Source organism: Pseudomonas sp. UBA6753 (assembly GCF_002453565.1).
Taxonomy (GTDB): Bacteria; Pseudomonadota; Gammaproteobacteria; order Pseudomonadales; family Pseudomonadaceae; genus Aquipseudomonas; species Aquipseudomonas putida_Z.
Map to the genome: position 1 here is coordinate 148,807 of NZ_DKHD01000059.1, position 26,139 is coordinate 174,945.

Annotated in this window: 26 protein-coding genes; 15 read left to right on the forward strand and 11 right to left on the reverse strand. The window is 62.9% G+C overall.

Translation table 11 applies throughout. The features are described from left to right. Nucleotides 1–3 precede the first annotated feature (3 nt). From hisB to hisF, 5 genes are read left to right on the forward strand one after another with little or no spacing between them, the layout of a single operon-like run. Nucleotides 4–597 (forward strand): imidazoleglycerol-phosphate dehydratase HisB, encoded by a 594-nt coding sequence (gene hisB, locus B2790_RS23345; RefSeq protein WP_003255736.1) that lies wholly within the window; start codon nt 4–6, stop codon nt 595–597. Beyond that, nucleotides 598–1,236, forward strand: coding sequence for an imidazole glycerol phosphate synthase subunit HisH (gene hisH, locus B2790_RS23350; RefSeq protein ID WP_025337371.1), 639 nt, complete (start codon nt 598–600; stop codon nt 1,234–1,236). Then, the gene (locus tag B2790_RS23355) at nt 1,237–1,497 is read left to right on the forward strand and encodes a DUF2164 domain-containing protein (RefSeq protein ID WP_003257483.1); all 261 of its coding nucleotides are present in this window, start codon (nt 1,237–1,239) and stop codon (nt 1,495–1,497) included. A 27-nt stretch (nt 1,498–1,524) separates the two neighbouring features. Then, entirely contained in the window at nt 1,525–2,262 is a 738-nt protein-coding gene (gene hisA, locus B2790_RS23360) for a 1-(5-phosphoribosyl)-5-[(5-phosphoribosylamino)methylideneamino]imidazole-4-carboxamide isomerase (RefSeq protein ID WP_003257484.1), read from the forward strand. Nucleotides 2,263–2,272: 10 nt separating this feature from the next. Beyond that, nucleotides 2,273–3,043 carry an imidazole glycerol phosphate synthase subunit HisF gene (hisF, locus tag B2790_RS23365; RefSeq protein ID WP_025337372.1) on the forward strand — a complete coding sequence of 257 codons (771 nt, stop codon included), beginning with the start codon at nt 2,273–2,275 and terminating at the stop codon, nt 3,041–3,043. Between the two features lie 135 nt (nt 3,044–3,178). On the opposite strand, the gene choV is transcribed toward hisF, so the two are convergent. From choV to choX (B2790_RS23380), 3 genes are all read right to left on the reverse strand, one after another. After that, nucleotides 3,179–4,357: a choline ABC transporter ATP-binding protein gene (choV, locus tag B2790_RS23370; protein WP_003257485.1), complete on the reverse strand. Its 1,179-nt coding sequence runs from the start codon at nt 4,355–4,357 to the stop codon at nt 3,179–3,181. Continuing rightward, nucleotides 4,354–5,202: a choline ABC transporter permease subunit gene (choW, locus tag B2790_RS23375; protein WP_169774667.1), complete on the reverse strand. Its 849-nt coding sequence runs from the start codon at nt 5,200–5,202 to the stop codon at nt 4,354–4,356. Before choW ends, choV begins: the two co-directional genes overlap by 4 nt. 81 nt (nt 5,203–5,283) lie before the next feature. Beyond that, complete coding sequence (choX, locus tag B2790_RS23380; protein WP_085591296.1) at nt 5,284–6,231, reverse strand: choline ABC transporter substrate-binding protein; 948 nt, start codon at nt 6,229–6,231, stop codon at nt 5,284–5,286. A gap of 453 nt (nt 6,232–6,684) precedes the next feature. Here choX (B2790_RS23380) and B2790_RS23385 point away from each other — a divergent pair, with 453 nt between their 5' ends. Both B2790_RS23385 and B2790_RS23390 read left to right on the forward strand, forming a co-directional pair. Beyond that, nucleotides 6,685–8,061: an L-serine ammonia-lyase gene (locus tag B2790_RS23385; RefSeq protein WP_025337375.1), complete on the forward strand. Its 1,377-nt coding sequence runs from the start codon at nt 6,685–6,687 to the stop codon at nt 8,059–8,061. 498 nt (nt 8,062–8,559) lie between these two features. Continuing rightward, the gene (locus tag B2790_RS23390) at nt 8,560–9,666 is read left to right on the forward strand and encodes a GlxA family transcriptional regulator (protein ID WP_025337376.1); all 1,107 of its coding nucleotides are present in this window, start codon (nt 8,560–8,562) and stop codon (nt 9,664–9,666) included. Nucleotides 9,667–9,782: 116 nt separating this feature from the next. On the opposite strand, the gene B2790_RS23395 is transcribed toward B2790_RS23390, so the two are convergent. Next, a complete protein-coding gene (locus B2790_RS23395; protein ID WP_003257487.1) occupies nt 9,783–10,040 on the reverse strand; it encodes a hypothetical protein in 258 nt (85 codons plus the stop codon). A gap of 349 nt (nt 10,041–10,389) precedes the next feature. Here B2790_RS23395 and B2790_RS23400 point away from each other — a divergent pair, with 349 nt between their 5' ends. Next, nucleotides 10,390–11,610, forward strand: coding sequence for a zinc-dependent metalloprotease family protein (locus B2790_RS23400; protein ID WP_286919877.1), 1,221 nt, complete (start codon nt 10,390–10,392; stop codon nt 11,608–11,610). A gap of 30 nt (nt 11,611–11,640) precedes the next feature. Here B2790_RS23400 and B2790_RS23405 read toward each other — a convergent pair whose 3' ends face one another. The 4 genes from B2790_RS23405 to choX (B2790_RS23420) form a co-directional block, all read right to left on the reverse strand. Continuing rightward, complete coding sequence (locus tag B2790_RS23405) at nt 11,641–12,111, reverse strand: thioesterase family protein (protein WP_286919878.1); 471 nt, start codon at nt 12,109–12,111, stop codon at nt 11,641–11,643. A 10-nt stretch (nt 12,112–12,121) separates the two neighbouring features. After that, nucleotides 12,122–13,087: an L-carnitine dehydrogenase gene (locus B2790_RS23410; protein ID WP_286919879.1), complete on the reverse strand. Its 966-nt coding sequence runs from the start codon at nt 13,085–13,087 to the stop codon at nt 12,122–12,124. Between the two features lie 18 nt (nt 13,088–13,105). Further along, the gene (locus B2790_RS23415; protein ID WP_046614490.1) at nt 13,106–13,990 is read right to left on the reverse strand and encodes a 3-keto-5-aminohexanoate cleavage protein; all 885 of its coding nucleotides are present in this window, start codon (nt 13,988–13,990) and stop codon (nt 13,106–13,108) included. Between the two features lie 125 nt (nt 13,991–14,115). Continuing rightward, nucleotides 14,116–15,060 (reverse strand): choline ABC transporter substrate-binding protein, encoded by a 945-nt coding sequence (gene choX, locus B2790_RS23420; protein ID WP_013970502.1) that lies wholly within the window; start codon nt 15,058–15,060, stop codon nt 14,116–14,118. A 147-nt stretch (nt 15,061–15,207) separates the two neighbouring features. On the opposite strand from choX (B2790_RS23420), the gene B2790_RS23425 reads away from it, so the two are divergent. After that, on the forward strand, nt 15,208–16,170 hold the full coding sequence (locus B2790_RS23425) for a GlxA family transcriptional regulator (RefSeq protein WP_286919880.1): 963 nt from the start codon (nt 15,208–15,210) through the stop codon (nt 16,168–16,170). Here B2790_RS23425 and B2790_RS23430 read toward each other — a convergent pair. The 3 genes from B2790_RS23430 to B2790_RS23440 form a co-directional block, all read right to left on the reverse strand. Beyond that, the gene (locus B2790_RS23430; RefSeq protein WP_286919881.1) at nt 16,161–16,712 is read right to left on the reverse strand and encodes a hypothetical protein; all 552 of its coding nucleotides are present in this window, start codon (nt 16,710–16,712) and stop codon (nt 16,161–16,163) included. The two genes, B2790_RS23425 and B2790_RS23430, sit on opposite strands and share 10 nt — an antisense overlap. Nucleotides 16,713–16,778: 66 nt before the next feature. Beyond that, nucleotides 16,779–17,495 carry a hypothetical protein gene (locus tag B2790_RS23435; RefSeq protein WP_286919882.1) on the reverse strand — a complete coding sequence of 239 codons (717 nt, stop codon included), beginning with the start codon at nt 17,493–17,495 and terminating at the stop codon, nt 16,779–16,781. A gap of 115 nt (nt 17,496–17,610) precedes the next feature. Further along, nucleotides 17,611–18,012, reverse strand: a complete 402-nt coding sequence (locus B2790_RS23440; RefSeq protein WP_085664132.1) for a lysozyme inhibitor LprI family protein — start codon at nt 18,010–18,012, stop codon at nt 17,611–17,613. Between the two features lie 287 nt (nt 18,013–18,299). On the opposite strand from B2790_RS23440, the gene B2790_RS23445 reads away from it, so the two are divergent. The 6 genes from B2790_RS23445 to B2790_RS23470 all read left to right on the forward strand — a co-directional run bounded on the left by B2790_RS23445 (nt 18,300) and on the right by B2790_RS23470 (nt 26,100). Further along, nucleotides 18,300–19,277, forward strand: a complete 978-nt coding sequence (locus tag B2790_RS23445) for a dipeptidase (RefSeq protein WP_003257506.1) — start codon at nt 18,300–18,302, stop codon at nt 19,275–19,277. Nucleotides 19,278–19,354: 77 nt separating this feature from the next. Further along, nucleotides 19,355–19,885, forward strand: coding sequence for a DUF5943 domain-containing protein (locus B2790_RS23450; RefSeq protein WP_013970507.1), 531 nt, complete (start codon nt 19,355–19,357; stop codon nt 19,883–19,885). A 15-nt stretch (nt 19,886–19,900) separates the two neighbouring features. After that, on the forward strand, nt 19,901–21,961 hold the full coding sequence (dgcA, locus tag B2790_RS23455; RefSeq protein ID WP_025337383.1) for a dimethylglycine demethylation protein DgcA: 2,061 nt from the start codon (nt 19,901–19,903) through the stop codon (nt 21,959–21,961). A gap of 173 nt (nt 21,962–22,134) precedes the next feature. Continuing rightward, nucleotides 22,135–24,087, forward strand: coding sequence for a dimethylglycine demethylation protein DgcB (gene dgcB, locus B2790_RS23460; protein WP_286919883.1), 1,953 nt, complete (start codon nt 22,135–22,137; stop codon nt 24,085–24,087). After that, nucleotides 24,087–25,319 (forward strand): electron transfer flavoprotein subunit alpha/FixB family protein, encoded by a 1,233-nt coding sequence (locus B2790_RS23465; protein WP_286919884.1) that lies wholly within the window; start codon nt 24,087–24,089, stop codon nt 25,317–25,319. Before dgcB ends, B2790_RS23465 begins: the two co-directional genes overlap by 1 nt. Nucleotides 25,320–25,329: 10 nt before the next feature. Beyond that, nucleotides 25,330–26,100, forward strand: coding sequence for an electron transfer flavoprotein subunit beta (locus B2790_RS23470; protein WP_286919885.1), 771 nt, complete (start codon nt 25,330–25,332; stop codon nt 26,098–26,100). The last annotated feature ends 39 nt before the right edge of the window (nt 26,101–26,139 follow it).

The following is a 26,139-nucleotide window of genomic DNA, read 5'->3' on the forward strand; positions in this document are numbered from 1 at the left end:
GTGATGGTCGAACGTAAGGCTTCCGTCGAGCGCAATACCCTGGAAACCCAGGTCAAGTGCTCGATCAACCTCGATGGCAGTGGCAAGGCCCGATTCGATATCGGTGTGCCTTTCCTTGAACACATGCTGGACCAGATTGCCCGCCATGGGCTGATCGATCTGGATATCGAGTGCAAGGGTGACACGCATATCGACGATCACCATACCGTCGAAGACGTCGGCATCACCCTGGGCATGGCATTCGCCCAGGCCATCGGTGACAAGAAGGGCATCTTCCGCTACGGCCACGCCTATGTGCCGCTGGACGAAGCGCTGTCGCGCGTGGTCATCGACTTCTCCGGTCGCCCGGGCCTGCAGATGCACGTGCCATACACCCGCGCCAGCGTAGGTGGCTTCGACGTCGACCTGTTCCAGGAGTTCTTCCAGGGCTTCGTCAACCACGCCCTGGTGACCCTGCACATCGACAACCTGCGGGGCCACAACACCCACCACCAGATCGAGACCGTGTTCAAGGCTTTCGGCCGCGCCCTGCGCATGGCCATCACCCTCGACGAGCGCATGGCCGGGCAGATGCCTTCCACCAAAGGGTGCCTGTAAATGCAGACGGTAGCCGTAATCGACTATGGCATGGGCAACCTGCACTCGGTGGCCAAGGCGCTCGAGCATGTAGGGGCCGGTAAGGTGCTGGTCACCAGCGATGCCACGGTCATCCGCGAAGCCGACCGCGTGGTATTCCCGGGCGTGGGCGCGATTCGCGACTGCATGGCCGAAATCCGCCGCCTGGGCTTCGACAGCCTGGTGCGCGAAGTCAGCCAGGACCGCCCGTTCCTCGGCATTTGCGTGGGTATGCAGGCACTGCTCGACCACAGCGAAGAAAACGACGGTGTCGACTGCATCGGCATGTTCCCCGGCCAGGTGCGCTTCTTCGGCAAAGACCTGCAAGAAGACGGCGAGCACCTGAAGGTGCCGCACATGGGCTGGAACGAAGTTGGCCAGACCAACGACCACCCGCTGTGGCACGACATCCCCGACCGCGCGCGGTTCTACTTCGTGCACAGCTACTACATCAATGCCGGCAAGCCGGCCCAGGTGGTCGGCCGCGGCCATTACGGTGTCGATTTCGCCGCTGCGCTGGCCGATGGCTCGCGCTTTGCCGTGCAGTTCCACCCGGAGAAGAGCCATACCCATGGCCTGCAGCTGCTGCAGAACTTCGTGGCCTGGGACGGGCGCTGGTAAATGAGCAGGTCGAAGACCAAGGCCCCGGTCATCACCCTGGCCCCCGAGCAGGAGCGCGAAGCGCTGCACACGCTCAAGCGCTTCCTCGAAGACCGTTTCGAGCTGGAGCTGGGGTCGTTCGAAGTGGCCGAAGTCCTCGAGCTGTTCAGCAAAGAAATAGCACCCCTTTACTACAACAGGGCGATTGCCGATGTTCAGCTGCACCTCAAGGAGCGGTTCGAGAGCATCGAAAGCGATCTGTGGGCGCTCGAGAAGCCCTGAAAACCCAAGAACAGACAGGTTCCCAAGATGCTGATTATCCCCGCTATCGATCTGAAGGACGGTGCCTGCGTGCGCCTGCGCCAGGGCCGCATGGAAGACTCCACGGTATTTTCCGACGACCCGGTGAGCATGGCCGCCAAGTGGGTCGAGGGTGGCTGCCGCCGCCTGCACCTGGTCGACCTCAACGGCGCCTTCGAAGGCCAGCCGGTCAACGGTGAAGTGGTCACCGCCATTGCCAAGCGCTACCCGACCCTGCCGATCCAGATCGGCGGTGGCATCCGCTCGCTGGAAACCATCGAGCACTACGTCAAGGCTGGCGTCAGCTACGTGATCATCGGCACCAAGGCGGTCAAGCAGCCGGAGTTCGTCGCCGAAGCGTGCAAGGCCTTCCCGGGCAAGGTCATCGTTGGCCTGGACGCCAAGGATGGCTTCGTCGCCACCGACGGCTGGGCTGAAGTGAGCTCGGTGCAGGTCATCGACCTGGCCAAGCGTTTCGAGGCCGATGGCGTCTCGGCGATCGTCTACACCGACATCGCCAAGGACGGCATGATGCAGGGCTGCAACGTGCCTTTCACCAAGGCATTGGCAGAAGCTACCTCGATCCCGGTGATCGCCTCGGGCGGCATCCACAACCTGGGCGACATCAAGGCCCTGCTGGACGCCAAGGCCCCGGGCATCATCGGCGCCATCACCGGCCGTGCCATCTACGAAGGCACCCTCGATGTCGCCGAGGCCCAGGCCTTCTGCGACAACTACCAAGGCTGAGGACTGAACCATGGCACTGGCCAAGCGCATCATCCCTTGCCTGGACGTGGACAACGGCCGGGTGGTCAAGGGCGTCAAGTTCGAGAACATCCGTGATGCCGGCGACCCGGTGGAAATCGCCCGTCGCTACGACGAGCAAGGTGCCGACGAAATCACCTTCCTCGACATCACCGCCAGCGTCGATGGCCGCGACACCACGCTGCATACCGTCGAGCGCATGGCCAGCCAGGTGTTCATCCCGCTGACCGTGGGCGGTGGCGTGCGCACCGTGCAGGACATCCGCAACCTGCTCAATGCTGGTGCCGACAAGGTCTCGATCAACACGGCCGCGGTGTTCAACCCGGAGTTTGTCGGCGAGGCCGCGGACCGTTTCGGTTCGCAGTGCATCGTTGTCGCCATCGACGCCAAGAAGGTTTCCGGGCCGGGTGAGCAGCCGCGCTGGGAGATTTTTACCCACGGCGGGCGCAAGCCTACCGGGCTGGATGCCGTTGAATGGGCGAAGAAGATGGAAGGCCTGGGAGCCGGCGAGATCCTGCTGACCAGCATGGATCAGGACGGCATGAAGAACGGCTTCGACCTGGGTGTTACCCGTGCGATCAGTGATGCGCTGGGTATTCCGGTGATTGCCTCGGGCGGGGTGGGTAACCTGCAGCACCTGGCTGACGGCATTCTGGAAGGGCATGCCAGTGCGGTGCTGGCGGCCAGTATCTTCCACTTTGGTGAGTACACGGTGCCGGAAGCCAAGGCCTACATGGCTTCGCGCGGGATCGTCGTTCGCTGATCGATTAATTGGGGCTGCTTTGCAGCCCATCGCCGGCAAGCCAGCTCCCACAGGGACCGCACAAGGCTCAGGGCCTGCGCTGCCAATGTGGGAGCTGGCTTGCCGGCGATGGGCCGCAACGCGGCCCCAATGGCATCAACCGTGGTTCTTGCCGAGCAATGCGTGATACAGCTCGGTATCCCCAAGAATCCCCACCACCTTGTCGTTATCCTGCAACACCAGCTTGTTGCCGGTCTGATAACGAATCTGCAGCGCCTCGCGCATGCCGATATCAGCATTGACCAACGTTGGGCGGCGGCCCAGCAGCTCCACATCCTGCCCTGGTGCCCAGTTTTGCAGGTCAAGCCCGTTCTGCCCCTGGCGTGCGCGCTTGATCGAGCCGCCTTCGCCAAGGTCCAGCCACGAGTCGATGCCGGGGTCCAGGCACACCGAACCGTTCACCCGCTTGCAGTTGTCCAGGCTGCGCATCAGGCTGCGCCCGCACAGCACGTTCAGTGGGTTGGTATGGGCAACAAAGGTACGCACATACTCGTCGGCCGGGTTGAGCACGATCTCTTCCGGCTTGCTGTACTGGATGATCCGCCCGTCCTTCATGATGGCGATGCGGCTACCCAGTTTCAGCGCCTCGTCCAGGTCGTGGCTGACGAACACGATGGTCTTGCTCAGCTTGGCCTGCAGGCCCAGCAACTCGTCTTGCAGGCCCTGGCGGATCAGCGGGTCTAGTGCCGAGAACGGTTCGTCCATCAGCAGGATGTCGGCATCCATCGCCAGCGCCCGGGCCAGGCCCACGCGCTGCTGCATGCCGCCAGACAGTTCGTCCGGCTTCTTGTTGCGCCACTGGGTCAGGCCCACCAGCTCGAGCTTCTCGTCGACCAGCTTGCGCCGTTCCTTCTCGGGGCGGCCCTGCATTTCCAGGCCAAAGCTGATGTTTTCGCGCACCGTCAGCCAGGGCATCAGGGCGAACTTCTGGAACACCATGGCAATGCGCTTGGTGCGCATCATCTTCAGCTCGGCGGGGGTGCAGTGGGCAATGTCGATGTGCTTGCCTTCGTGCTCGACGAACAGCTTGCCGCGGCTGACGGTGTTCAGGCCGTTGATGCAGCGCAGCAAACTCGACTTGCCAGAACCGGACAGGCCCATCAGCACGCAGATCTCGCCCTTCTGGATATCCAGGTTGGCTTTTTCGACACCCACCACCAGGCCGGTCTGCTTGAGGATCTGCTCGCGGGTCTGGCCTTGGTCGAGCAGGGCCAGCGCTTCGCGCGGCTTGTTGGAGAAGATGACGTCGACGTCTTCGAAACGAATGATGCTCATGCTTCACCCCTTACCGGCAGGTCCGGTTGCTTGCAGATACGGTCGAGCATGATCGCCAGCAGCACGATCGCCAGGCCCGCTTCGAAGCCCAGGGAAATATCGGCGGTGTTCAGTGCGTTGACCACAGGTTTGCCCAGGCCGTCAGCGCCGACCAGGGCGGCAATCACCACCATCGACAGCGACAGCATGATGCACTGGGTAACGCCGGCGGCGATGCTTGGCATCGCGTGCGGCAGTTCGATACGGGTGAGCAGCTGGCGCCGCGAGCAGCCAAAGGCCTTGCCGGCGTCCATCAGCTCCTGCGGGACGTCGCAGATGCCCAGATAGGTGAGACGGATCGGCGCGGCGATGGCGAACACCACCGTCGAGATCAGCCCCGGCACCACACCCAGGCCGAACAGGGTCAGGGTGGGGATCAGGTAGACGAAGGTAGGTACCGTCTGCATCAGGTCGAGTACCGGGCGCATGGCGGTATAGAACATCGGTTTGTGCGCGGCGACGATGCCCAGTGGCACGCCGATGGCCACGCAAACCACTGTGGCGAAGGTGACCTGCGCCAGGGTTTCCATGGTTTCCTGCCAGTAACCCAGGTTGAGGATCAGCAGGAACGAAAGAGCAACGAATGCGGTCAGCGCCCACTTGCGCTGGATAAAATGCGCCAAGGCGGCGAACAGAGCGATGAGCACGAACGGATTGAAGAAAGTCAGGGCACTGGTTACGCCATGGATCATGAACTCCAGGCCTTGCGCGATGGCATCGAAGTAATTCGCGCCGTTCTGGGTCAGCCACTCGACGAACGACGCGATGTACTGGCCCAGGGGTATTTTCTGATCGATAAGCATGATAGCGAGCTTCCACCTGCATAGATTGAAATCAACCCGGGGCAGGCACGGGCCTGCCCCGAGGTAGCGCTATTGCGTATTTCGTTATTGCGTCAGCTTGGCCTTGGCCGCCTCAAGGCCGGGTTTGCCATCCACGGTGGTTACGCCGGCCAGCCAGGCATCCAGTTTGCCAGGGTTGTCCTTGAGCCACTTCTTGGCCGCCGCCTCGGGTTTCATCTTGTCGTCCAGGACATAGCCCATCATGGTGCTTTCATCCTTGAGCTCGAACGACAGGTTCTTCAACAGCTGGCCAACGTTGCTGCATTCCTGCACATAACCCTTGCGGGTGTTGGTCAATACGGTCGCCTTGCCGAAGTCGGGGCCGAAGAACTCGTCCCCGCCGGTCAGGTACTGCATCTTGAAGCGGGTGTTCATCGGGTGCGGTTCCCAGCCGAGGAACACCAGCGCATCGCCGCGTTTCTGCGCGCGGTCGACCTGCGACAGCATGCCGGCCTCGCTGGACTGGACGATCTTGAAGCCGGCGTCCTTCAGGCCGAAGGCGTTCTTGTCGATCATGCTCTGGATGGTGCGGTTGCCATCGTTGCCGGGCTCGATGCCGTAGATCTTGCTGTCGAGTTCTTTCTTGAACTTGGGAATGTCGCTGAAATCCTTCAGGCCCTTGTCATACAGCGCCTGGGGCACTGCCAGGGTGTACTTGGCGTTTTCCAGGTTGGCGCGCACTGTTTCTACAGTACCGGCGTCGCGGTACTGCTTGATGTCGTTCTCCATGGTCGGCATCCAGTTGCCGAGAAACACGTCCAGGTCCTTTCCGGTGGCCAGCGACTTGTAGGTCACCGGTACCGAGATCATGGTGGTGTGGGTCTTGTAACCCAGTGCTTCGAGCACAACGCTGGTGGTCGCGGTGGTTACCGTGATGTCGGTCCAGCCGACATCCGAGAACCGTACCGTCTGGCATTGCTCGGGTTCGGCGGCCTGGGCCAGCAAAGGCGCGGACAGCAACGCAACCAGCAACAGCGAGGGTGAACCTTTCATGGATGGACTCCTGTGATTTTGTCTTCGGGTTCGCGTGGGTCGCCGGGCTTTCTCAGGGTCCGGTCGACCAGGCCTGCAGAGGGCAGGATGCGTGGCCGTGCTTTACGAGTCGCTTTCGATAATCCTCCAGCGCTGGGCAATCGCCTACTGGTGGGGTCGTAACCAGTACGGAACGGGTCGTATCCAGTATGGGCGATGTCGCTTATGGATTTTTCCACCCCCTCAGCCGCATTTTTACGTCACCAGGCCGCCGGAAAGCGGCGTGGCGAGGGTAGCTCCCCGGTAAAAAACAGCGCGGCGCTGCTGGACAAAAGTACGTCGGTTGCAGACGGCGAGGGGGTTGGTAAAAGCCCGATGATGCGTGCATTCAAGGCGGCCCGCTGCTTCAGCCTAGCAGCTGCCCCGCCCTGCGCATGGCGCGCAGAGACAAGCCCAGCAAGAGGTGATTCGACAATGGCCATCAGCGTGTTCGACCTGTTCAAGATCGGTGTCGGGCCCTCCAGCTCCCACACCGTCGGCCCCATGCGTGCTGGCGCCCTGTTCGTTCAGGGCCTGCGCGAACGCGGCGAGCTGGAACGTGTGAAGCGGATCGAAGTGCGCCTGTATGGCTCGCTGTCGGCCACGGGTGTGGGGCATGGCACCGACAATGCCACCATCATGGGCCTGATGGGTGAATGGCCTGACGCCATCGACCCGACCCAGATCGCACCGCGTATCGCCGACCTGCGCGAAACCAACACCCTGCAGCTGGACAGCCGCCTGCCCATCGAATTCGTCTGGGCCCGCGACATGCTGCTGCTGGACGAGAACCTGCCGTACCACCCCAACGCGATGACCCTGATTGCCGAAGGCGAGCAGGGCGAGCTGCACCGCGACACCTACTACTCGGTGGGTGGCGGCTTCGTGGTCGATGCCGCCCAGGCCGCCAGCGGCGTGCTGGATGCCGACCAGACGGTGCTGCCGTACGACTTCAACAGCGCCGCCGAACTGCTGCGCCTGTGCAAGCAAAACGACCTCAGCGTGTCGCAATTGATGATGGCCAACGAGAAGGTCTGGCGCAGCGAGGAAGAGATCCGCGCCGGCCTGCACAAGCTCTGGGAAGCCATGCAGGAGTGCGTCAACAACGGCCTGAAGTACGAAGGCACGCTGCCCGGCGGGTTGAACGTGCGCCGCCGCGCCGCCAAGCTGCATCGCAGCCTGCAGGAAATCGGCAAGCCCAACGTGATCGGCTCGACCATGAGCGCCATGGAGTGGGTCAACCTGTTCGCCCTGGCGGTCAACGAAGAAAACGCCGCCGGCGGGCGCATGGTTACCGCGCCGACCAACGGTGCGGCGGGCATCATCCCGGCGGTGTTGCACTACTACATGCGCTTCAGCGATGCGGTGGACGAGTCCAGCGTGGTCGACTTCTTCCTCGGTGCTGCCGCGGTGGGCATCCTGTGCAAGAAGAACGCGTCGATCTCCGGTGCCGAAGTGGGTTGCCAGGGTGAAGTCGGTTCGGCTTGCGCCATGGCCGCGGCGGGCCTTGCCGAAGTGCTGGGTGCGACCCCGCCACAGGTGGAGAACGCTGCCGAGATCGCCCTGGAGCACAACCTGGGCCTGACCTGTGACCCGGTCGGCGGGTTGGTGCAGGTGCCGTGCATCGAGCGCAACGCGATTGCCGCGGTAAAGGCCATCAACGCGGTGCAGATGGCCCTGCGTGGTGATGGCGAGCACTTCATTTCCCTCGACCAGGTGATCCGCACCATGCGCGATACCGGGGCCGACATGCACGACAAGTACAAAGAGACCTCGCGCGGTGGTTTGGCGGTCAGCGCAATCGAGTGCTGATAGCTTGATCTGACCTCAAGGGCCTCTTCGCGGGCACGCCCGCTCCCACAGGAACTGTGCAATCCCTGTGGGAGCGGGCGTGCCCGCGAAGGGGCCCTTGAGATTGAAACAGGTGCAGTACGCAAGCCAATGCCACCTTATGGTGCAGTACGGCGCATACCGATCGTCGGGTGTCGTTATCAGTGTGGGCGTTGTCGGTGACACTCATGAGTGTCGTTTCTGGGCATCCTACACTGCGCATGTCACCAAATTGCTCAGCCGTTACACGCACAGCGCCTAGCACGCCAGTTCCACGAAGATTGGCCAACTCGATCAAAGCACCTGATTTGCCTGACAAAGGCGTCGTTTTCAGGTTTTTTTGGATAGCCGTTCAATTTCAGGCACGGCGTTTGCGTTGAGATTGGCACCAAGGCCCCTGCACATGAACCGGGGCCATACATAACAAGAAATCAGTGCTCGCCTGAGGCACACCCTGCATTTGTGTGAGGAGAAATCGCGATGACGTCGTACACCTCCGGGAACCCAACCCAGAACCGCACAGCCCCCCAGTCCATCGGGTTTCTCCTACTGGACAATTTCACCCTCATTTCCCTGGCATCGGCCGTCGAGCCGCTGCGCATGGCCAACCAGCTTTCCGGCCGCGAGCTGTACCGCTGGCACACCCTCACCGCCGATGGGGGACAGGTGTGGGCCAGCGATGGCTTGCAGATAACCCCTGACGCCGCCATGCACAGTGCGCCCCCCATCGATACCGTGATTGTCTGTGGCGGCGTGGGCATCCAGCGCAGCGTTACCCGCGAGCATGTCACCTGGTTGCAAACCCAGGCCCGTCAGTCGCGCCGTCTGGGCGCGGTATGTACCGGTAGCTGGGCCTTGGCCTGTGCCGGGCTGCTGGATGGTTTCGATTGCAGCGTGCACTGGGAATGCCTGGCGGCCATGCAGGAGGCCTACCCGCGGGTCAACATGAGCACCCGCCTGTTCACCCTCGACCGTAACCGCTTCACCAGCTCCGGCGGCACTGCGCCGCTGGACATGATGTTGCACCTGATCAGCCGCGACCACGGCCGTGAACTGTCGGCTGCGATTTCCGAAATGTTCGTCTACGAGCGCATACGCAACGAGCAGGATCACCAGCGCGTGCCGCTCAAGCACATGCTTGGCACCAACCAGCCGAAGCTGCAGGAAATCGTCGCGCTGATGGAGGCCAACCTCGAAGAGCCGATCGACCTGGATGAACTGGCGGTATACGTGTCGGTATCGCGCCGGCAGCTCGAGCGCCTGTTCCAGAAGTACCTACACTGTTCGCCGTCGCGTTACTACCTGAAGCTGCGCCTGATCCGCGCCCGGCAGCTGCTGAAGCAGACGCCGATGTCGATCATCGAAGTGGCGTCGGTGTGCGGCTTCGTGTCTACCCCGCACTTCTCCAAGTGCTACCGCGAATATTTCGGCATTCCGCCGCGTGACGAGCGCGTGGGCTCCAACACCGCACAGCAGGTGGCGATGATGCCGATTCCGCAGGCCATGACCCTGTCGCCGCACAGCGGGCCGATGGCGGCCCTGAGCCAGGCGCGCAACGAGTCGACCTTTGCCAGCGTAAGGCTCTGAAACGGAGCCGGCCTCTTCGCGGGCTTGCCCGCTCCCACAGGAGGTGCACAGTGTTTGAAATCTGTGCAATCCCGGTGGGAGCGGGCAAGCCCGCGAAGAGGCCGGTGCAGGAAACTTCAGCCGCGCTTGTTGAACTGCGCCAACGCTGGCAACAGCTGTTTGTCGATGGCCTGGCGCACCGCCGGCAGGATCGTCGCACTACCGGTATACATCTGCTCCACCATCCCCTTCAGCGCCCGTGCATTGGGCTCGGTCAGCCCACGCACCACCGCTTCGCACGCCTGCTCGGCAGTAGCCCCGGCCGGAATCTCGAACCCGCGCGCGCGCAGGTGGCCTGCCAGATCGTCCTGGTCAATCAAATCCGCATGCATCATGGCTGTTGTCCCTTTTATCGCTAAGAGAGTGCTGCTGTGATTTACGACCGATTCTGTGACGCCGGCGACATGCCCGCAACAACAGAATGGCGCCATGGCTGCTTTGGCTAAGAACAGGTCGTTCCCGGCTAAATCCACCTGCCGGGAAGTGCGCAAACTCAAGCCATCTACCGCAACGGAGGGTTTGGTCACCCTCCTTCGTGCACAGTGGATGTTGCTCGCTCTTGGCCCCGGATGCTCACGGCTTTCCGGGGTTATTTTTTTGCCCGCCTACTAGTAGTTCTACGCGTTGTGGCAACGTCTTGCCGGGGTTGTAGTGGGAGCTCATTCCCCAACGATGGCAATGCCGATGCAAAATCCATTCAAAACCAGTTTGCTCCTGATGGTTCTTTCGCTGCCGATAGAAACGATGGCATCAGAGCACCAAACCTTCGGGCATGCAGAAGAGTCGAACATACTGTTCACTTCCAAGCCTGTGCTGAACTCCAAGGCTTCGCCACCGCCGCCTGGTGATTCCTCTTCCAGAAAGCTCCACCCAGATGAACGCGCCATCAAGGAAATTCGCCTCGTCGATGTGAGGTTTGACCGGGTGACGGCGAAAACCAAGTCGCTATCTATTCCCCTTCCAACTGGGCATACAGTGCACTTTGATCTGCTGAGGACATCCGAGGTCGGCTTCGACATGCTGGGTTGGGTTGGGCGGGCGTCCTCAACGGCGCCTGCGGGCCCATTCGATTGGGTGTCGCTGGTACGCTATGACAACGGCCTGGTTGGCAATATCAACGTCGACGGCCAGTTCTACCGAATTGAACCTGTGGGGGCCGGGGAACATGCTCTGCTCACGCTTGACCCTGCCCGCCTGCCACCGTTGGCCGAGCCCGTCCTGGATCATCCCGACGCGGTTGAGCTGCTGCAAGACGCGGCGTCTGCTGAGTCGACCTCCAGCAACATCAGGGTATTGTTCGTAACCACCAACCAATCCAGAGCCGCTCATCCAGCGCATCGGGCGAAACTGGCGCTTGCGTTGCAAGATGCCAACCAATACATGATCAACAGCCTCGTACCGATTAATTTCGAACTGGCGGGCTATTACGATGCTCCGTATGACGAAGCAGACAAGACCTATTCCCAGCAGCTTGCAGACATGAAGGCAACTGAGCCTCTGGGCAAGTTGATTGATCCTCACAGGGAGGTGCATCGAGCGGACCTGGTCTCGATGTTATCTACAGTCTCGTCAGTCTGTGGCGTGGCCAATCTCAATGCGCAAAAAACCAGAGCCTTCTCGGTGGTGAGCTGTTTCGGGGCGCTCGGGCATGAGCTGGGCCACAACCTGGGGGCCATGCACAAATGGCCTGAAGAAGAGAGCTGGAACGTGCCCCCGTATGCGTTCGGTTACCGTCATGAAGCCCCCAAGTTTCATACTCAAATGGTGACTTCGCATGGCGCGATACCTTACTTTTCCAACCCTCAGGTGATCAATGAGGGGGTGCCGGTTGGTGACCCCCTGCATGGCGACACGGCGCGAAGGTTCAATGAACGCAGGACGGTCATCGAGAACTTCTACCCTTGAACGCGGACCCTTGGCGCATCCTTCACGAAGTTACGTCGTTAGCTTTATCAGCCGGCCCACATACTGGGGGGGCGGGAGAGTGCGACAGGCTTCAGCCAACTGACGAAGCAGAGCGGTGCTGTTATCGCTGAACGGCGCCGACTTCGGCCCCGCCAGGTCTACATGCAGCAGCATCTGCTCACTGGCCGCCAGCGCTTCGTCGAACCCTGCCCGGTGCAGGCTGTGGTAGACATGCAGGCGCTTGCGGTCGAAGCCGATGATCTGCGTCTGCACCCATACCTCGGTGCCCAGCTTCACTTCGTGCAGGTAGTTGATGTGCGCCTCCAGGGTGAACAGCGAGTTACCGCTCTGGCCGCGGCTGTCGGCATCCAGGCCGATGCGCTCCATCAGCGCGTCGGTGGCGTAGCTGAAGATCAGCAGGTAGAAGGCATCGCGCAGGTGCCCGTTATAGTCGACCCAGTCCTCCTGGACTGGAGTGCGGTAGGTGATCAGTGCGGGCATCGCGGTCTCCTCAGTCGCCGAAAGCCATACCGTGCTTGGCCTTGCTGGTCTTCACCGCTTCCAGCACTGCCAACAGGGTGTCATCACGATAGCGCTCCAGCGCGGCGATGCTGCGGTCGCCCAGTTGCTCGGAGGTGCCTTCGACCACATCGTCGATCAGCTTGTCGGTCAGCTCTGGTGCCGGCAGGTAAGTCCACGGCAGCTGCAGCGCCGGGCCGAACTGGGCCATGAAGTGACGCATGCCTGCGTCCCCACCGGCCAGGGTGTAGGTGAGGAACGTGCCCATGAACGACCAGCGCAGGCCGGCGCCGAAGCGGATGGCATCGTCGATTTCGCCGGTGCTGGCCACGCCATCGTTGACCAGGTGCAGGGCCTCGCGCCACAGGGCTTCGAGCAGGCGGTCGGCGATGAATCCGGGCACTTCCTTGCGTACATGCAGCGGGCGCATGCCCAGGGCGGTGTAGATGGTCTTGGCAGCTTCGATGGCCTCGGGGACGGTGCGGTTGCCGCCGACGATTTCCACCAGCGGCAGCAGGTACACCGGGTTGAACGGGTGGCCGACCACGCAGCGCTCGGGGTGGGTGGCCGACTCGTAGAACTCGCTGGGCAGCAGGCCCGAGGTGCTGGAACCGATGATCGCGTCGGGTTTGGCGGCAGCGCTGATCTTTGCGTGCAGGTCGAGCTTCAGGTCCAGGCGTTCAGGGGCGCTTTCCTGGATGAAATCGGCGTCGCGGACGCATTCCTCGATGGTGGTAACGAACTTCAGGCGGTCTTGTGAAGCGCCTGGGGTCAGGCCTTGCTTTTCCAGTGCCGGCCAAGCGTTGGCGATGCGCTTGCGCAACGCCTGCTCGGCGCCTGGCGCCGGGTCCCAGGCGACCACGTCCAGCCCGTGGGCCAGGGCGCGCGCGACCCAGCCGCTGCCGATCACGCCACTACCCAGGGCAGCGAAGGTCTTGATCTCGGTGATGAAGGTCATGTTGGGCTCCTGAAAGTGTCAGCGGCGTTTGAGGTTCATCTTTTCCCGGCCTTCGGCCGGGGTCAGCACACGGGCGCCAAGGCGCGAAATGATTTCCACCGCGCGCTCGACCAACTGGCCGTTGCTGGCCAGCACGCCACGGTCCAGGTACAGGTTGTCCTCCAGGCCCACCCGCACGTTGCCGCCCAGCAGCACCGCCTGGGCGGCCATCGGCATCTGCATGCGGCCGATGCCGAACCCGGCCCAGGTGACGTTGGCCGGCAGGTTGTCGACCATCGCCTTCATGGTGGTGGTATCGGCCGGCGCGCCCCACGGGATGCCCAGGCACAGCTGGAACAGCGGGTCGTCGAGCAGGCCTTCCTTCATCATCTGCTTGGCGAACCACAGGTGGCCGGTGTCGAAGATTTCCAGCTCGGCTTTTACCCCCAGCTCGGTAATGCGCTTGGCGCCGGCGCGCAGTTGCGCCGGAGTGGAGACGTAGATCGAGTTGCCGTCGCCGAAGTTGAGGGTGCCGCAGTCGAGCGTGCAGATTTCCGGCAACAGCGCTTCGACATGGGCCAGGCGTTCCAGTGGGCCGATCAGGTCGGTACCCGGGCCGAATTCCAGCGGTGTTTCACCCGGGCCGATTTCCAGGTCGCCACCCATGCCCGCGGTAAGGTTGACGATGATGTCCACGTCGGCTTCGCGGATGCGTTCCATGACCTCGCGATACAGCGCCACGTCACGGCTGAAGCGGCCGGTTTGCGGGTCGCGCACGTGGCAGTGGACCACGGTGGCGCCGGCTTTGGCGGCCTCTACGGCAGATTCGGCGATCTGCTTGGGGGTGACTGGAACAAGGTGGCTTTTCGAGGCGGTGTCGCCGGCGCCGGTGAGGGCGCAGGTGATGATGACGTCGTGGTTCATGGCTTGGTTCCTTGTGGTAACCGTTGTGGCCTTTTCGCGGGCACGCCCGCTCCCACAGGGGCTGCGCAGACCTTGACCTTTGCGCTGTACCTGTAGGAGCAGCCTTGTGCTGCGAAAGAGGCCTGTCAGTTGGCAGTGAGGTTGAGGTTGTCGGCAGCCGGCTTGCCATCGAAGGTGGTCACACCCTCGAGCCAGCGGGCCTTGTCCTCGGGGTGGTCCTTGAGCCACTGGCGGGCCGACTCCAGTGCATCCTTGTGGTCGAGCAGCGGCTGCATCATGCGGCTCTCGTCCTCGGCGCTGAAGTTCAGGTTGGCCAGCAGGCGGTGGGCGTTGGGGCAGCGTTCGGCGTAGTCCGGCGCGGTCACCGTCCACACTGTCGCGCGGCCTTCGTCCGGGCCCAGGGCGTCCTGGCTGTCGCCCAGGTAGACCATGTCGATATTCACGTTCATCGGGTGCGGTGCCCAGCCGAAGAACACCACGGCTTCGTTGCGCCGCACCGCGCGGTCGACGGCGGCGAGCATGCCGGCCTCGCTGGACTCGACCAGCTGGAACTTGCCCAGGCCGAACTGGTTCTTGGCGATCATCGCCTTGATCTGGGTGTTGGCGCCGGAACCCGGTTCGATGCCGTATATTTTCCCGCCCAGTTCCTTTTCGAACTTGTGGATGTCGGCGAAGGTCTTCAGGCCCTTGTCGGCCAGGTACTTGGGCACTGCCAGGGTGGCGCGGGCGTCTTCCAGGCTGGGTTTGTCGAGCACCTTGACCTGCTTGGCGTCGACGAACGGGGTGATGGTCTGGGTCATGATCGGGTTCCAGTAACCCAGGAACATGTCCAGGCGTTTGTCGCGGATGCCGGCGAAGATGATCTGCTGCGAGGCGCTGGTCTGTTTGGTCTGGTAGCCAAGGCCATCGAGCAGCACCTGGGCCATGGCGCTGGTGGCGATGACGTCGGTCCAGTTGACCACGCCCAGACGGACGTTCTTGCAGGCCGCAGGCTCGGCGGCGAATAGTGGGGAAGTGGCGATGCTGCTCAGGGCAAGGGTCAACAGGCTGCGGCGGATCAAGCTGTGCATGGTGGCTCTCCATCGGCAGTGCATATTGTTATTGGGGGTCGACCTCTCTGGGCCGTATGAAGAAGCTACGCTGCTGTCAGGGTGGAAAATCGCACCCTGGCGACCAACATTTGCACGGAGGCGACCACCTTTGCCGTGGAGCATGCAATGCCGCAAATCATTCACTTCCTGTTGTTGCCCGGGTTCTCGGCCATGGGTTTCATCAGCGCCCTGGAGCCACTGCGGGTGGCCAATCGTTTCAAGGGCCCGCTGTATCGCTGGCAGGTATTGAGCCTGGACGGTGGGGCGGTGCAGGCCAGCAATGGCATGTCGGTGAACGCCGATGCAGCGCTGGCGGCGGGCGAGCCTGGTGGCATCCTGCTGATCGTCGCCGGTTTCGAGCCATTGGCCTGTTATGGGCCAGCGCTGCAGCAGGCGCTACGCCGCCTGGATCATGAGGGGGTGGTTCTGGGTGGCATCGATACCGGCGCGGTGGTGCTGGCCGAGGCCGGCCTGCTCGACGGCCACCGCGCCACCGTGCACTGGGAGGCGCTGGAGGCGTTCAAGGAGAACTACCCGAGCCTGCAGGCCACCCAGGAACTGTTCGAAATCGACCGGCGGCGCATCACCTGTGCGGGCGGTACTGCCTCGATCGACCTGATGCTCGACCTGATTGCGCAATCCCATGGCAGCGAGCTGGCGGTGCAGGTTTCGGAGCAATTCGTGTTGGGCCGTATTCGGCCGCGGCAGGATCATCAGCGGATGCAGATCGCCTCACGCTATGGCATCAGCAACCGCAAGCTGGTGCAGGTGATCGGCGAGATGGAAAAGCATACCGAGCCACCGTTGAGCACATTGGAGCTGGCCGCCCGTGCCATGATCACCAGGCGTCAACTGGAGCGCCTGTTTCGCTTGTACCTGAATGATACGCCCAGTGGCTTCTATCTTGACCTGCGTCTGGACAAGGCGCGTCAGCTGCTGTGTCAGACGCAGATGAGCATCACGCAGGTCAGCGTGGCATGTGGTTTCGAGCTGCCGTCGTACTTCACCCGCCGGTACAAAAGACGCTTTGGGCGCTGTCCGCGTGAAGAACGTCAGGCGCTCAAGCCACAGCTGCCGGATCACAACTGATCGAGGTCAGAATGCGCCTGCAGGCGGTTTTCGACCTGTACTCGCCGCGCCTCGAAAGCCCGGGCGTCGAGTTTCGCGCCCATGTGGTCCAGTTGCAGGGCAAGGCGCGTACGTGGGGCATCCGGGTCGGTCGAACAGCACAGGTTGAAGATGATCGCCAGCGGGCTGGCGCTGTCATCCAGATCAAATTCGATGCGCAGGTGCGAGCTGGCCGAAGTGCTGCGCAGCAGGGCGAGGTCTGGCTGTTTCAAGCCATTAAGTATGTCGTTGGCTACCCGCTCGAACTTGAGGTTGCGACGCTGGGGCGCTGGAATCCAGCCGTTGAAGACGTCTTGAAACACAGCATCCGTGGGTACGCAGTTGATGCTTTTCGTTGTCCGTTCGATCAGTTCGACACCGCTGTATTCCAGGCCCTGCAGAAAACGGTTGAACCAGCGCTGGCCATCCTGTTGGCGATCGTGAACCTGGTTGGCCTCCAGTTGCGCCAGGCGCAGGCAGGCATGAAGGTCTTCCCAGGGTTGGTTGGCAGGTTTGGTGGGCATGCTTGTGGCCCTCGCTGCAGGCTTAGGAAGGGGAACCTGGCGCCGCTATGCGGCGCCAGGTGCAGGTCAGATGTCCAGTGCCAGGATGTCGAACGCCTGGTTGGCCAGCTTCGTCCTGACGGCATCACGCATGGCGTCGAAGTGGCGAACACTGAACGAGCCCTGCTGCGAGGCCCGGTATACCCGGGTGTTCGACTTGTCGATGATGCGGCCAGCGGAACCTGCGGTTTTTTCAGCCTTGTCATAGCTCAGCTGAACGCTGGTCATGTGCATGATCGGCAGGCCTTGAGGTGTCATCTCGCAAGCCGAAATCTGAATGGTGCTGGATTTGCCCGAAACGCTTACGCTGCTTTCTTCGAGCAGTTGCTGTGCCTTCGGCGTTTGCACGATCACTTCGAAGGAGCGTTTTACGCAGCGGCTCAGGCGGTGGCTGGCGCCGATCTGGACGGTGACGATCTGCGGCACCAGGGTGGCCAGCGTGTGGGTGTCCTTGTCGATTGCTTCTTCGACATGGGCGGCGCCGGTCAGCGTCCAGCCGAACTTGCCCAGGCCGTCGTTGTAGAAGTTGTACCACTCGCGTTGCTGGGTTTCCTTGTCGAACTTCTTGTTCGCCGACAGGTTCATCAGGCGCATGCCATCGAGCACGTCTTCGGCAACGCTGGCGGGTACATCCGGGGCAAAGATGCAGACGGTGTTGGCAACCATGACGGCGCGTTCTTCGCCTTCTTTCTTCAGGGCGGCAATGGCGCTGTTCATGTCGGTCTTGCTGATAGTGGAGGTCATGTCTTGGTTTCCGATCGAGTTCATCATCGGCACCTCGGGTGAGGCGCCTGGGACGCACTTTGGTTCGGATCGTCAAGACAGATAAGCCGAAAGCCTTTCCTGCCGAGGAACTCCCTTACTGCTGGCCGATGGACTGCAGGTACTCCGAGCGGTCATCGCTGCGCTGTGCCACGCAAGTGTTCCACGCCGCTTCGAACGCCTTGCTGCCCGGCTTCTCGGCGTAGGTTTCGACCTTGCAGTCGGCGTCGCGCAGTTGCGCCCACAGTTTCTCGGCCGCCTCCATGCGCCCGGCCAGGGCATCGGCCTTGTCACCTTCGTCGGCGTACTGGTCGCGAATGCGCTGTATCAGGTCGTCATACGCCGACTTCAGTTCACGCTCGGCCGTCTGCTTGTTGAACGCCGCGCAAGCGAATGTCTGCTGGTCGGTCTCGACGTTGTCGCACGGGGTGCTTTCTTCCTCGCCGGCCTGGGCGCCCGATACGACAGCCAGCAATACCAGCCATGCCATTGATTTCATCCGTTTTCTCCTCAACAAGGCTGACGAATCGGCTGGATTCTCGCTCAGCCGCTGACAAGACGATAGCTCCCTGAAGAAATGTTCATGAAACGGCCGGAAATGTCGTTATCGAGACTGTCTCTCATCGCCAGACGGCGCGCCAGAGGGCGCGATGTCGCGCATTGACGCTTTCGGCAAACCCCCTGTCGTTTTTGCATCGGGGCGCCTTTGGGCACAGGCATATGCTGGCCCCAAAGCGCCGGCAATAAGGTTTGGCGCAAACCCATTCAATAAAAGGGGACAGCCTGATGAGCCCAGCCGAACTTCACGCCGACAGCATCGTCATCGACGGCCTGATCATTGCCAAATGGAACCGCGAGCTGTTCGAGGACATGCGCAAAGGCGGGCTGACTGCGGCCAACTGCACGGTGTCGGTCTGGGAAGGCTTCAAGGCTACCGTCGACAACATCGCCGCCAGCCAGAAGCTGATCCGCGATAACAGCGACCTGGTGATGCCGGTACGCACCACCGCCGACATCCGCAAGGCCAAGGAGCTGGGCAAGACCGGCATCCTCTTCGGCTTCCAGAACGCCCATGCCTTCGAAGACCAGATCGCCTACGTCGACGTGTTCAAGCAGCTGGGCGTGGGCATCGTGCAGATGTGCTACAACACCCAGAACCTGGTCGGCACCGGCTGCTACGAGCGTGATGGCGGTCTGTCGGGCTTCGGCCGCGAGATCGTTGCCGAAATGAACCGCGTCGGCATCATGTGCGACCTGTCCCACGTCGGCTCCAAGACCTCCGAAGAAGTCATCCTCGAATCGAAAAAGCCAGTCTGCTACTCGCACTGCCTGCCTTCGGGCCTGAAAGAGCACCCGCGCAACAAGTCGGATGAAGAACTGAAGTTCATCGCCGACCACGGCGGTTTCGTCGGCGTGACCATGTTCGCGCCGTTCCTGGCCAAGGGCATCGACTCCACCATCGACGACTACGCCGAAGCCATCGAGTACACCATGAACATCGTCGGTGAAGACGCCATCGGTATCGGTACCGACTTCACCCAGGGCCACGGCCAGGACTTCTTCGAATACCTGACCCACGACAAGGGCTACGCCCGTCGCCTGACCAACTTCGGCAAGATCATCAACCCGCTGGGCATCCGCACTGTGGGCGAATTCCCCAACCTCACCGAAACCTTGCTCAAGCGCGGCCACTCCGAGCGCGTGGTGCGCAAGATCATGGGTGAGAACTGGGTCAACGTCCTCAAGGACGTGTGGGGCGAGTAAGCCGCTCTCCAAGCCTGAAAGCCCCTGCCAGCAACGCCGGGGCATCCCAATAAAAAATTTTATGGAGTTGAGTTTCCATGGCCAAGATCGCCCCGCAATTGCCAATCGAAGTAGACAGCGAGACCGGTGTCTGGACCAGCGACGCCTTGCCGATGCTGTACGTGCCGCGCCATTTCTTCGTCAACAACCACATGGGCATCGAAGAAGTCCTGGGCGCCGACAAGTACGCCGAGATCCTCTACAAGGCCGGCTACAAGTCCGCCTGGCACTGGTGTGAAAAAGAAGCCGAGTGCCATGGCCTGGAAGGCGTAGCGGTGTTCGAGCACTACATGAAGCGCCTGAGCCAGCGCGGCTGGGGCCTGTTCGAAATCCAGGACATCGACCTCGACAAGGGCACCTGCAGCGTCAAGCTCAAGCACTCCGCGTTCGTGTACGTCTATGGCAAGTGCGGCCGCAAGGTCGACTACATGTTCACCGGCTGGTTCGCCGGCGCCATGGACCAGATTCTCGCTGCCCGCGGCAGCTCGATCCGCACTGTGGCCGAACAGGTCTATGGCGGGTCGGAAGAAGGCCACGAAGATGGCCTGTTCGTCACAAAGCCGTTGTAAGCCGGAGATAGCGTCATGGCATTCGAAGCAATGTTCCAGCCGATCCAGATCGGCAAACTGACCATCCGCAACCGTGTGCTCAGCACCGCGCACGCCGAGGTCTACGCCACTGACGGCGGCATGACGACCGACCGCTACGTGAAGTACTACGAAGAAAAGGCCAAGGGCGGTATCGGCCTGGCGATCTGCGGCGGCTCGTCGGTGGTGGCCATCGACAGCCCGCAGGAGTGGTGGGCGTCGGTCAACCTGTCGACCGACCGCATCATCCCGCACTTCCAGAACCTGGCCGACGCCATGCACAAGCATGGCGCCAAGATCATGATCCAGATTACCCACATGGGCCGTCGCTCGCGCTGGGACGGCTTCAACTGGCCGACCCTGATGTCGCCGTCTGGTATCCGTGAACCCGTGCACCGCGCCACCTGCAAGACCATCGAGGTGGAAGAGATCTGGCGCGTGATCGGCAACTACGCGCAAGCTGCCCGCCGCGCCAAGGAAGGTGGCCTGGACGGCGTGGAACTGTCGGCCGTGCACCAGCACATGATCGACCAGTTCTGGAGCCCGCGGGTCAACAAGCGTACCGACGAATGGGGCGGTACCTTCGAGGGCCGCATGAAGTTCGGCCTGGAAGTATTGAAGGCCGTGCGTGCCGAAGTCGGTGACGACTTCTGCGTGGGCATGCGTATCTGTGGCGACGAGTTCCACCCCGATGGCCTCAGCCACGAGGACATGAAGCAGATCGCTGCCTACTACGACGCCACTGGCATGCTCGACTTCATCGGCGTGGTCGGTTCGGGTTGCGACACCCACAACACCCTGGCCAACGTAATCCCGAACATGAGCTACCCGCCGGAGCCATTCCTGCACCTGGCGGCCGGCATCAAGGAAGTGGTCAAGGTCCCGGTGCTGCACGCGCAGAACATCAAGGACCCGAACCAGGCCACGCGTATCCTCGAAGGCGGCTACGTGGACATGGTCGGCATGACCCGTGCGCACATGGCTGACCCGCACCTGATCGCCAAGATCAAGATGGGCCAGATCGACCAGATCAAGCAGTGCGTCGGTGCCAACTACTGCATCGACCGCCAGTACCAGGGCCTGGATGTACTGTGCATCCAGAACGCCGCGACCTCCCGTGAATACATGGGCGTGCCGCACATCATCGAGAAGACCACCGGCGCCAAGCGCAAGGTGGTGGTGGTTGGCGCCGGCCCGGCCGGCATGGAAGCGGCCCGCGTGGCTGCCGAACGTGGCCACGATGTGACCCTGTTCGAGAAGAAGGAGCAGATCGGCGGGCAGATCACCATCGCCGCCAAGGCCCCGCAGCGCGACCAGATCGCCGGTATCACTCGCTGGTACCAGCTGGAGCTGGCGCGCCTGAAGGTCGACCTGCGCCTGGGCACCGCCGCCGACGTGGCTGCCATCCAGGACCTGCGCCCGGACATCATCGTGCTGGCGGTGGGTGGGCATTCCTTCCTGGAGCAGAACGAGCACTGGGGCGCCGCCGAAGGGCTGGTGGTCAGCAGCTGGGACGTGCTCGACGGCAAGGTTGCGCCGGGCAAGAACGTGCTGGTGTACGACACCATCTGCGAGTTCACCGGCATGTCGGTGGCTGACTTCATCGCCGACAAGGGCAGCCAGGTCGAGATCGTCACCGATGACATCAAGCCGGGTGTGGCCATGGGCGGTACTACCTTCCCGACCTACTACCGCAGCATGTACCCGAAAGAAGTGATCATGACCGGCGACATGATGCTGGAAAAGGTCTACCGCGAAGGCGATAAGCTGGTGGCGGTGCTGGAAAACGAATACACCGGCGCCAAGGAAGAGCGTGTGGTCGACCAGGTGGTGGTGGAGAACGGCGTGCGTCCTGACGAGCAGCTGTACTACGCACTGAAGGAAGGTTCGCGCAACAAAGGCCAGATCGACGTGGAGGCACTGTTCGCCATCAAGCCACAGCCGATCCTCAGCCAGCCGGGCGAAGGCTACCTGCTGTACCGCATCGGCGACTGCGTGGCCCAGCGCAACGTGCATGCGGCGATCTACGACGCCTTGCGCCTGTGCAAGGACTTCTGATCGCACTGTCGGCACACACCGGCCCCTGTGGGAGCGGGCGTGCCCGCGAAAGCGTAAGCATGAACAACAGAGTTGTTTGATCTGACGCATTCGCGGGCACGCCCGCTCCCACAGGGCCGGTGCAGGATTCCAGGGGCCTGAACCCCTTGCAACCGCTGTTGTGGGAGCCTCCCATGTTGAACACCCTTCTACCTATCCTGCTGTTCGCTGCCCTTGGCCTGGCAGTGCTCGGCGCCCTGCGCCGGGTGCGCATGTGGCGGCGTGGCCGGCCGTCCAAGGTCAACCTGATCGGCGGCTTGCTGGCCATGCCGCGCCGCTACCTGGTGGACCTGCACCATGTGGTCGAGCGCGACAAGTACATGTCCAAGACCCACGTGGCCACCGCTGGCGGCTTCGTGCTGTCGGCCGTGCTGGCGATCCTGGTGCACGGCTTCGGCCTGCAGAGCAAGATCCTCGGCTACGCGTTGCTGGTGGCCACGGTGATCATGTTCAGCGGCGCCATCTTCGTCTTCAAGCGCCGCCTCAACCCGCCTTCGCGCCTGTCCAAGGGCCCGTGGATGCGCCTGCCGAAGAGCCTGCTGGCGTTTGCCGTGAGCTTCTTCATCGCCACCTTGCCGGTCGCCGGCATCCTGCCGGCCAACACCGGTGGCTGGGTGATGGTGGGCATTCTGGGCCTGGGCGTGCTGTGGGGCGTGTCGGAGCTGTTCTTCGGCATGACCTGGGGCGGCCCGATGAAACACGCCTTCGCCGGTGCCCTGCACCTGGCCTGGCACCGTCGCGCCGAACGCTTCGGCGGCGGCCGTTCCACCGGCCTCAAGCCGCTGGACCTGGAAGACCCGAACGCGCCGCTGGGCGTGGAAAAGCCGGTGGACTTCACCTGGAACCAGCTGCTGGGCTTCGATGCCTGCGTGCAGTGCGGTAAATGCGAAGCCATGTGCCCGGCCTTTGCCGCCGGCCAGCCGCTGAACCCGAAAAAGCTCATCCAGGACATGGTCATCGGCCTGGCCGGTGGCACCGATGCGCAGTTCGCCGGCAGCCCATACCCGGGCAAACCGATCGGTGAGCATGGCGGCCACCCGCACCAGCCGATCGTCAATGGCCTGGTCGACGCCGAAACGCTGTGGTCGTGCACCACCTGCCGTGCCTGCGTCGAGGAGTGCCCGATGATGATCGAGCACGTCGATGCCATCGTCGACATGCGCCGTCACCTCACCCTGGAAAAAGGCGCCACCCCGAACAAGGGCGCCGAAGTGCTGGACAACCTGATCGCTACCGACAACCCGGGCGGCTTCGCCCCTGGCGGGCGCATGAACTGGGCCGCCGACCTCAACCTGCAACTGCTGTCGGAGGTGAAAACCACCGAGGTGCTGTTCTGGGTCGGTGACGGCGCCTTCGACATGCGCAACCAGCGCACCCTGCGCTCGTTCGTCAAAGTGCTCAAGGCGTCGGGCGTGGACTTTGCCGTGCTCGGCCTGGAAGAGCGCGACAGCGGCGACGTGGCGCGTCGTCTGGGCGATGAAGCGACCTTCCAGCAACTGGCCAAACGCAATATCCAGACCCTGGGCAAGTACAAGTTCCAGCGCATCGTCACCTGCGACCCGCACAGCTTCCATGTGCTGAAGAACGAGTACGGCGCCCTGGGTGGCGACTATCAGGTGCAGCACCACAGCACCTACATCGCCGAACTGATCGCGGCCAACAAGCTCAACCTCGGCCAGCACAAGGGCGGCAGTGTCACCTACCACGACCCGTGCTACCTGGGCCGTTACAACGGCGAGTACGAAGCTCCGCGTGCCGTGCTCAAGGCCCTGGGTATCGAAGTGCGCGAGATGCAGCGCTCGGGCTTCCGTTCCCGTTGCTGCGGCGGTGGCGGCGGTGCGCCGATCACCGACATCCCTGGCAAGCAGCGTATCCCGGACATGCGCATGGACGACATCCGGGAGACCGAGGCCGAGCTGGTAGCTGTGGGTTGCCCACAGTGCACCGCCATGCTCGAAGGTGTGGTCGAACCGCGCCCGCAGATCAAGGACCTGGCCGAACTGGTGGCCGACGTACTGATCGAAGAGGACGCGCCCTCTGCCCCAAAGCCGCAAACGGCCAAACGTGAACCAGCGGAGGTGCACTGATGAGCGACATTATCCGCCGCGACCCACGCGCCGAGTGGATCGCCCGTAACCGTCTGCACCCGCTGCATGCAGCGATGCAGACGCAGCAGACCAGCTGGATGGGGCCCAACGGCCTCATCCGCAAGAACCCCCACGCGATTGCCGCAGGCTTCATTGGCCCGGCCGGCATCAAGCGCATCGACCGCAGCGGCGCCCAACAGGGCACCGCCGTGGGCGGGCGGCGCACGGCGGCGGCTGAAGTCAAGCTGCCTCTGCACCAGGTGCCGGCGCCGGCGTTCTACATTGCCGTGGTGCCGGACATGGTCGGTGGCCGCCTGAGCAGCCACGACCGCGACCTGCTCGGCCTTGCCCACAGCCTGGCCGGCAACGACGGTGCGGTGCTGGCAGTGGTGTTTGGCGAGCACAAGGAAAGCAACTTTTCCACAGCCGGGGTCGACCGCCTGCTGGTCATCGAAGGCGAGGCTTTCGAAGGTTATGCACCGGAGCAACTGGTACAAGGCCTTCGGGCTGTGGATAACCAGTTCACCCCGCGCCACTGGCTGCTGCCCGACAGCCGCACCGGTGGTGGCGAACTGGGCCGGCGCCTGGGCGCGGCACTGGGCGAGCGCCCGGCGACGCGGGTATGGCAGGTCAAGGACGGCCAGTGCATCGGCCGTGCCGGTGCCGGCCAGCAAGACCTGCAGCGCGCCGTACCACGCTTGATCCTGGCGGCGGCCGAGTGCGCCGAGCCGGTCAGCGAAACCCGTCACGAAGCGCTGCCCGTGGAGTTGTCCACAAGCGTGGCGCGCAGCCTGTCGCGCATCGAAGACCTCGGTTCGGTGGCCGTGGACCCGGCCACCATTGCCATGGCCGAAGCCGAGTTCATCGTCTCGGGCGGCAACGGGGTCAAGGACTGGGACCTGTATCACGAGGCCACTGCGGCCCTTGGCGCCACCGAAGGCGCCTCGCGTGTGGCGGTGGACGACGGCTTCATGCCGCGCAACCGTCAGGTGGGTGCCACCGGTACCTGGGTTACCGCGCGGGTCTACGTGGCTGTGGGTATCTCGGGTGCGATCCAGCACCTGCAGGGCATCGGCGCCTGCGACAAGGTGGTGGCGATCAACATGGACCCGGGCTGCGACATGATCAAACGGGCCGACCTGTCGGTAATTGGCGACAGTTCGGCGATTCTCCAGGCGCTGATCGAGGCTGTGGACAACTACCGCAGCGGCGGCCAGCGCGACGCGGCATAAGGGCACGAGCATGAGTACGAAAGTGATCAGCCTGGTTTCCATCGGTGCCCACCCCAGCTCCGGCCGCGCTCGCCGCGCCGAGCAGGATGCGCGCGCCGTGGAGCTGGGTTTGCAGCTGGCTGGGGATAACTTGCAGGTGGTGCATGCCGGCGACCCCCGGGAAGAGGCGCTGCGCGCCTACCTGGGGATGGGCCTGGACCATCTGGACGTGCTGGAGCAGCCGGCCGGTACCGACGTGCTGGGCGTGCTCGGGGATTACCTGCGCGATGCCGGGGCACAGCTGGTGCTGACCGGTAGCCAGGCCGAGACCGGCGAAGGGTCGGGCATGTTGCCGTTCCTGCTGGCCGAAAAGCTCGGCTGGCCGCTGATTGTGGGGTTGGCTGAAGTGGAGTCGATCGACAACGGCACCGCCCAGGTATTGCAGGCGCTGCCGCGCGGTCAGCGGCGTCGGCTGAAGGTGCGCCTGCCGTTGCTGGCGACTGTGGATAACGCCGCGCCCAAGCCGCGCCAGAGTGCTTTCGGGCCGGCGCGTCGGGGTGTGTTGGCGGCGCGTAACGTGGCTATCGTCGAAGACGAACTGCTGGCCGAAGCCGAACTGCAACCAGCCCGCCCACGGCCCAAGCGGCTTAAGGTGATCAAGGCCAAGAGCGGTGCCGACCGGATGAAGGCGGCGACGGCCAAGGCCAGTGGCGGCGGTGGCAAGGTGTTGAAGGACGTTTCTCCACAGGAAGGCGCCGAAGCCATCCTCAAGCTGCTGGTGGAAGAGGGCGTGCTGCGCTAGAGCCTCACGCGGTCCCGGTGTAATCGATGGACTCGCCCC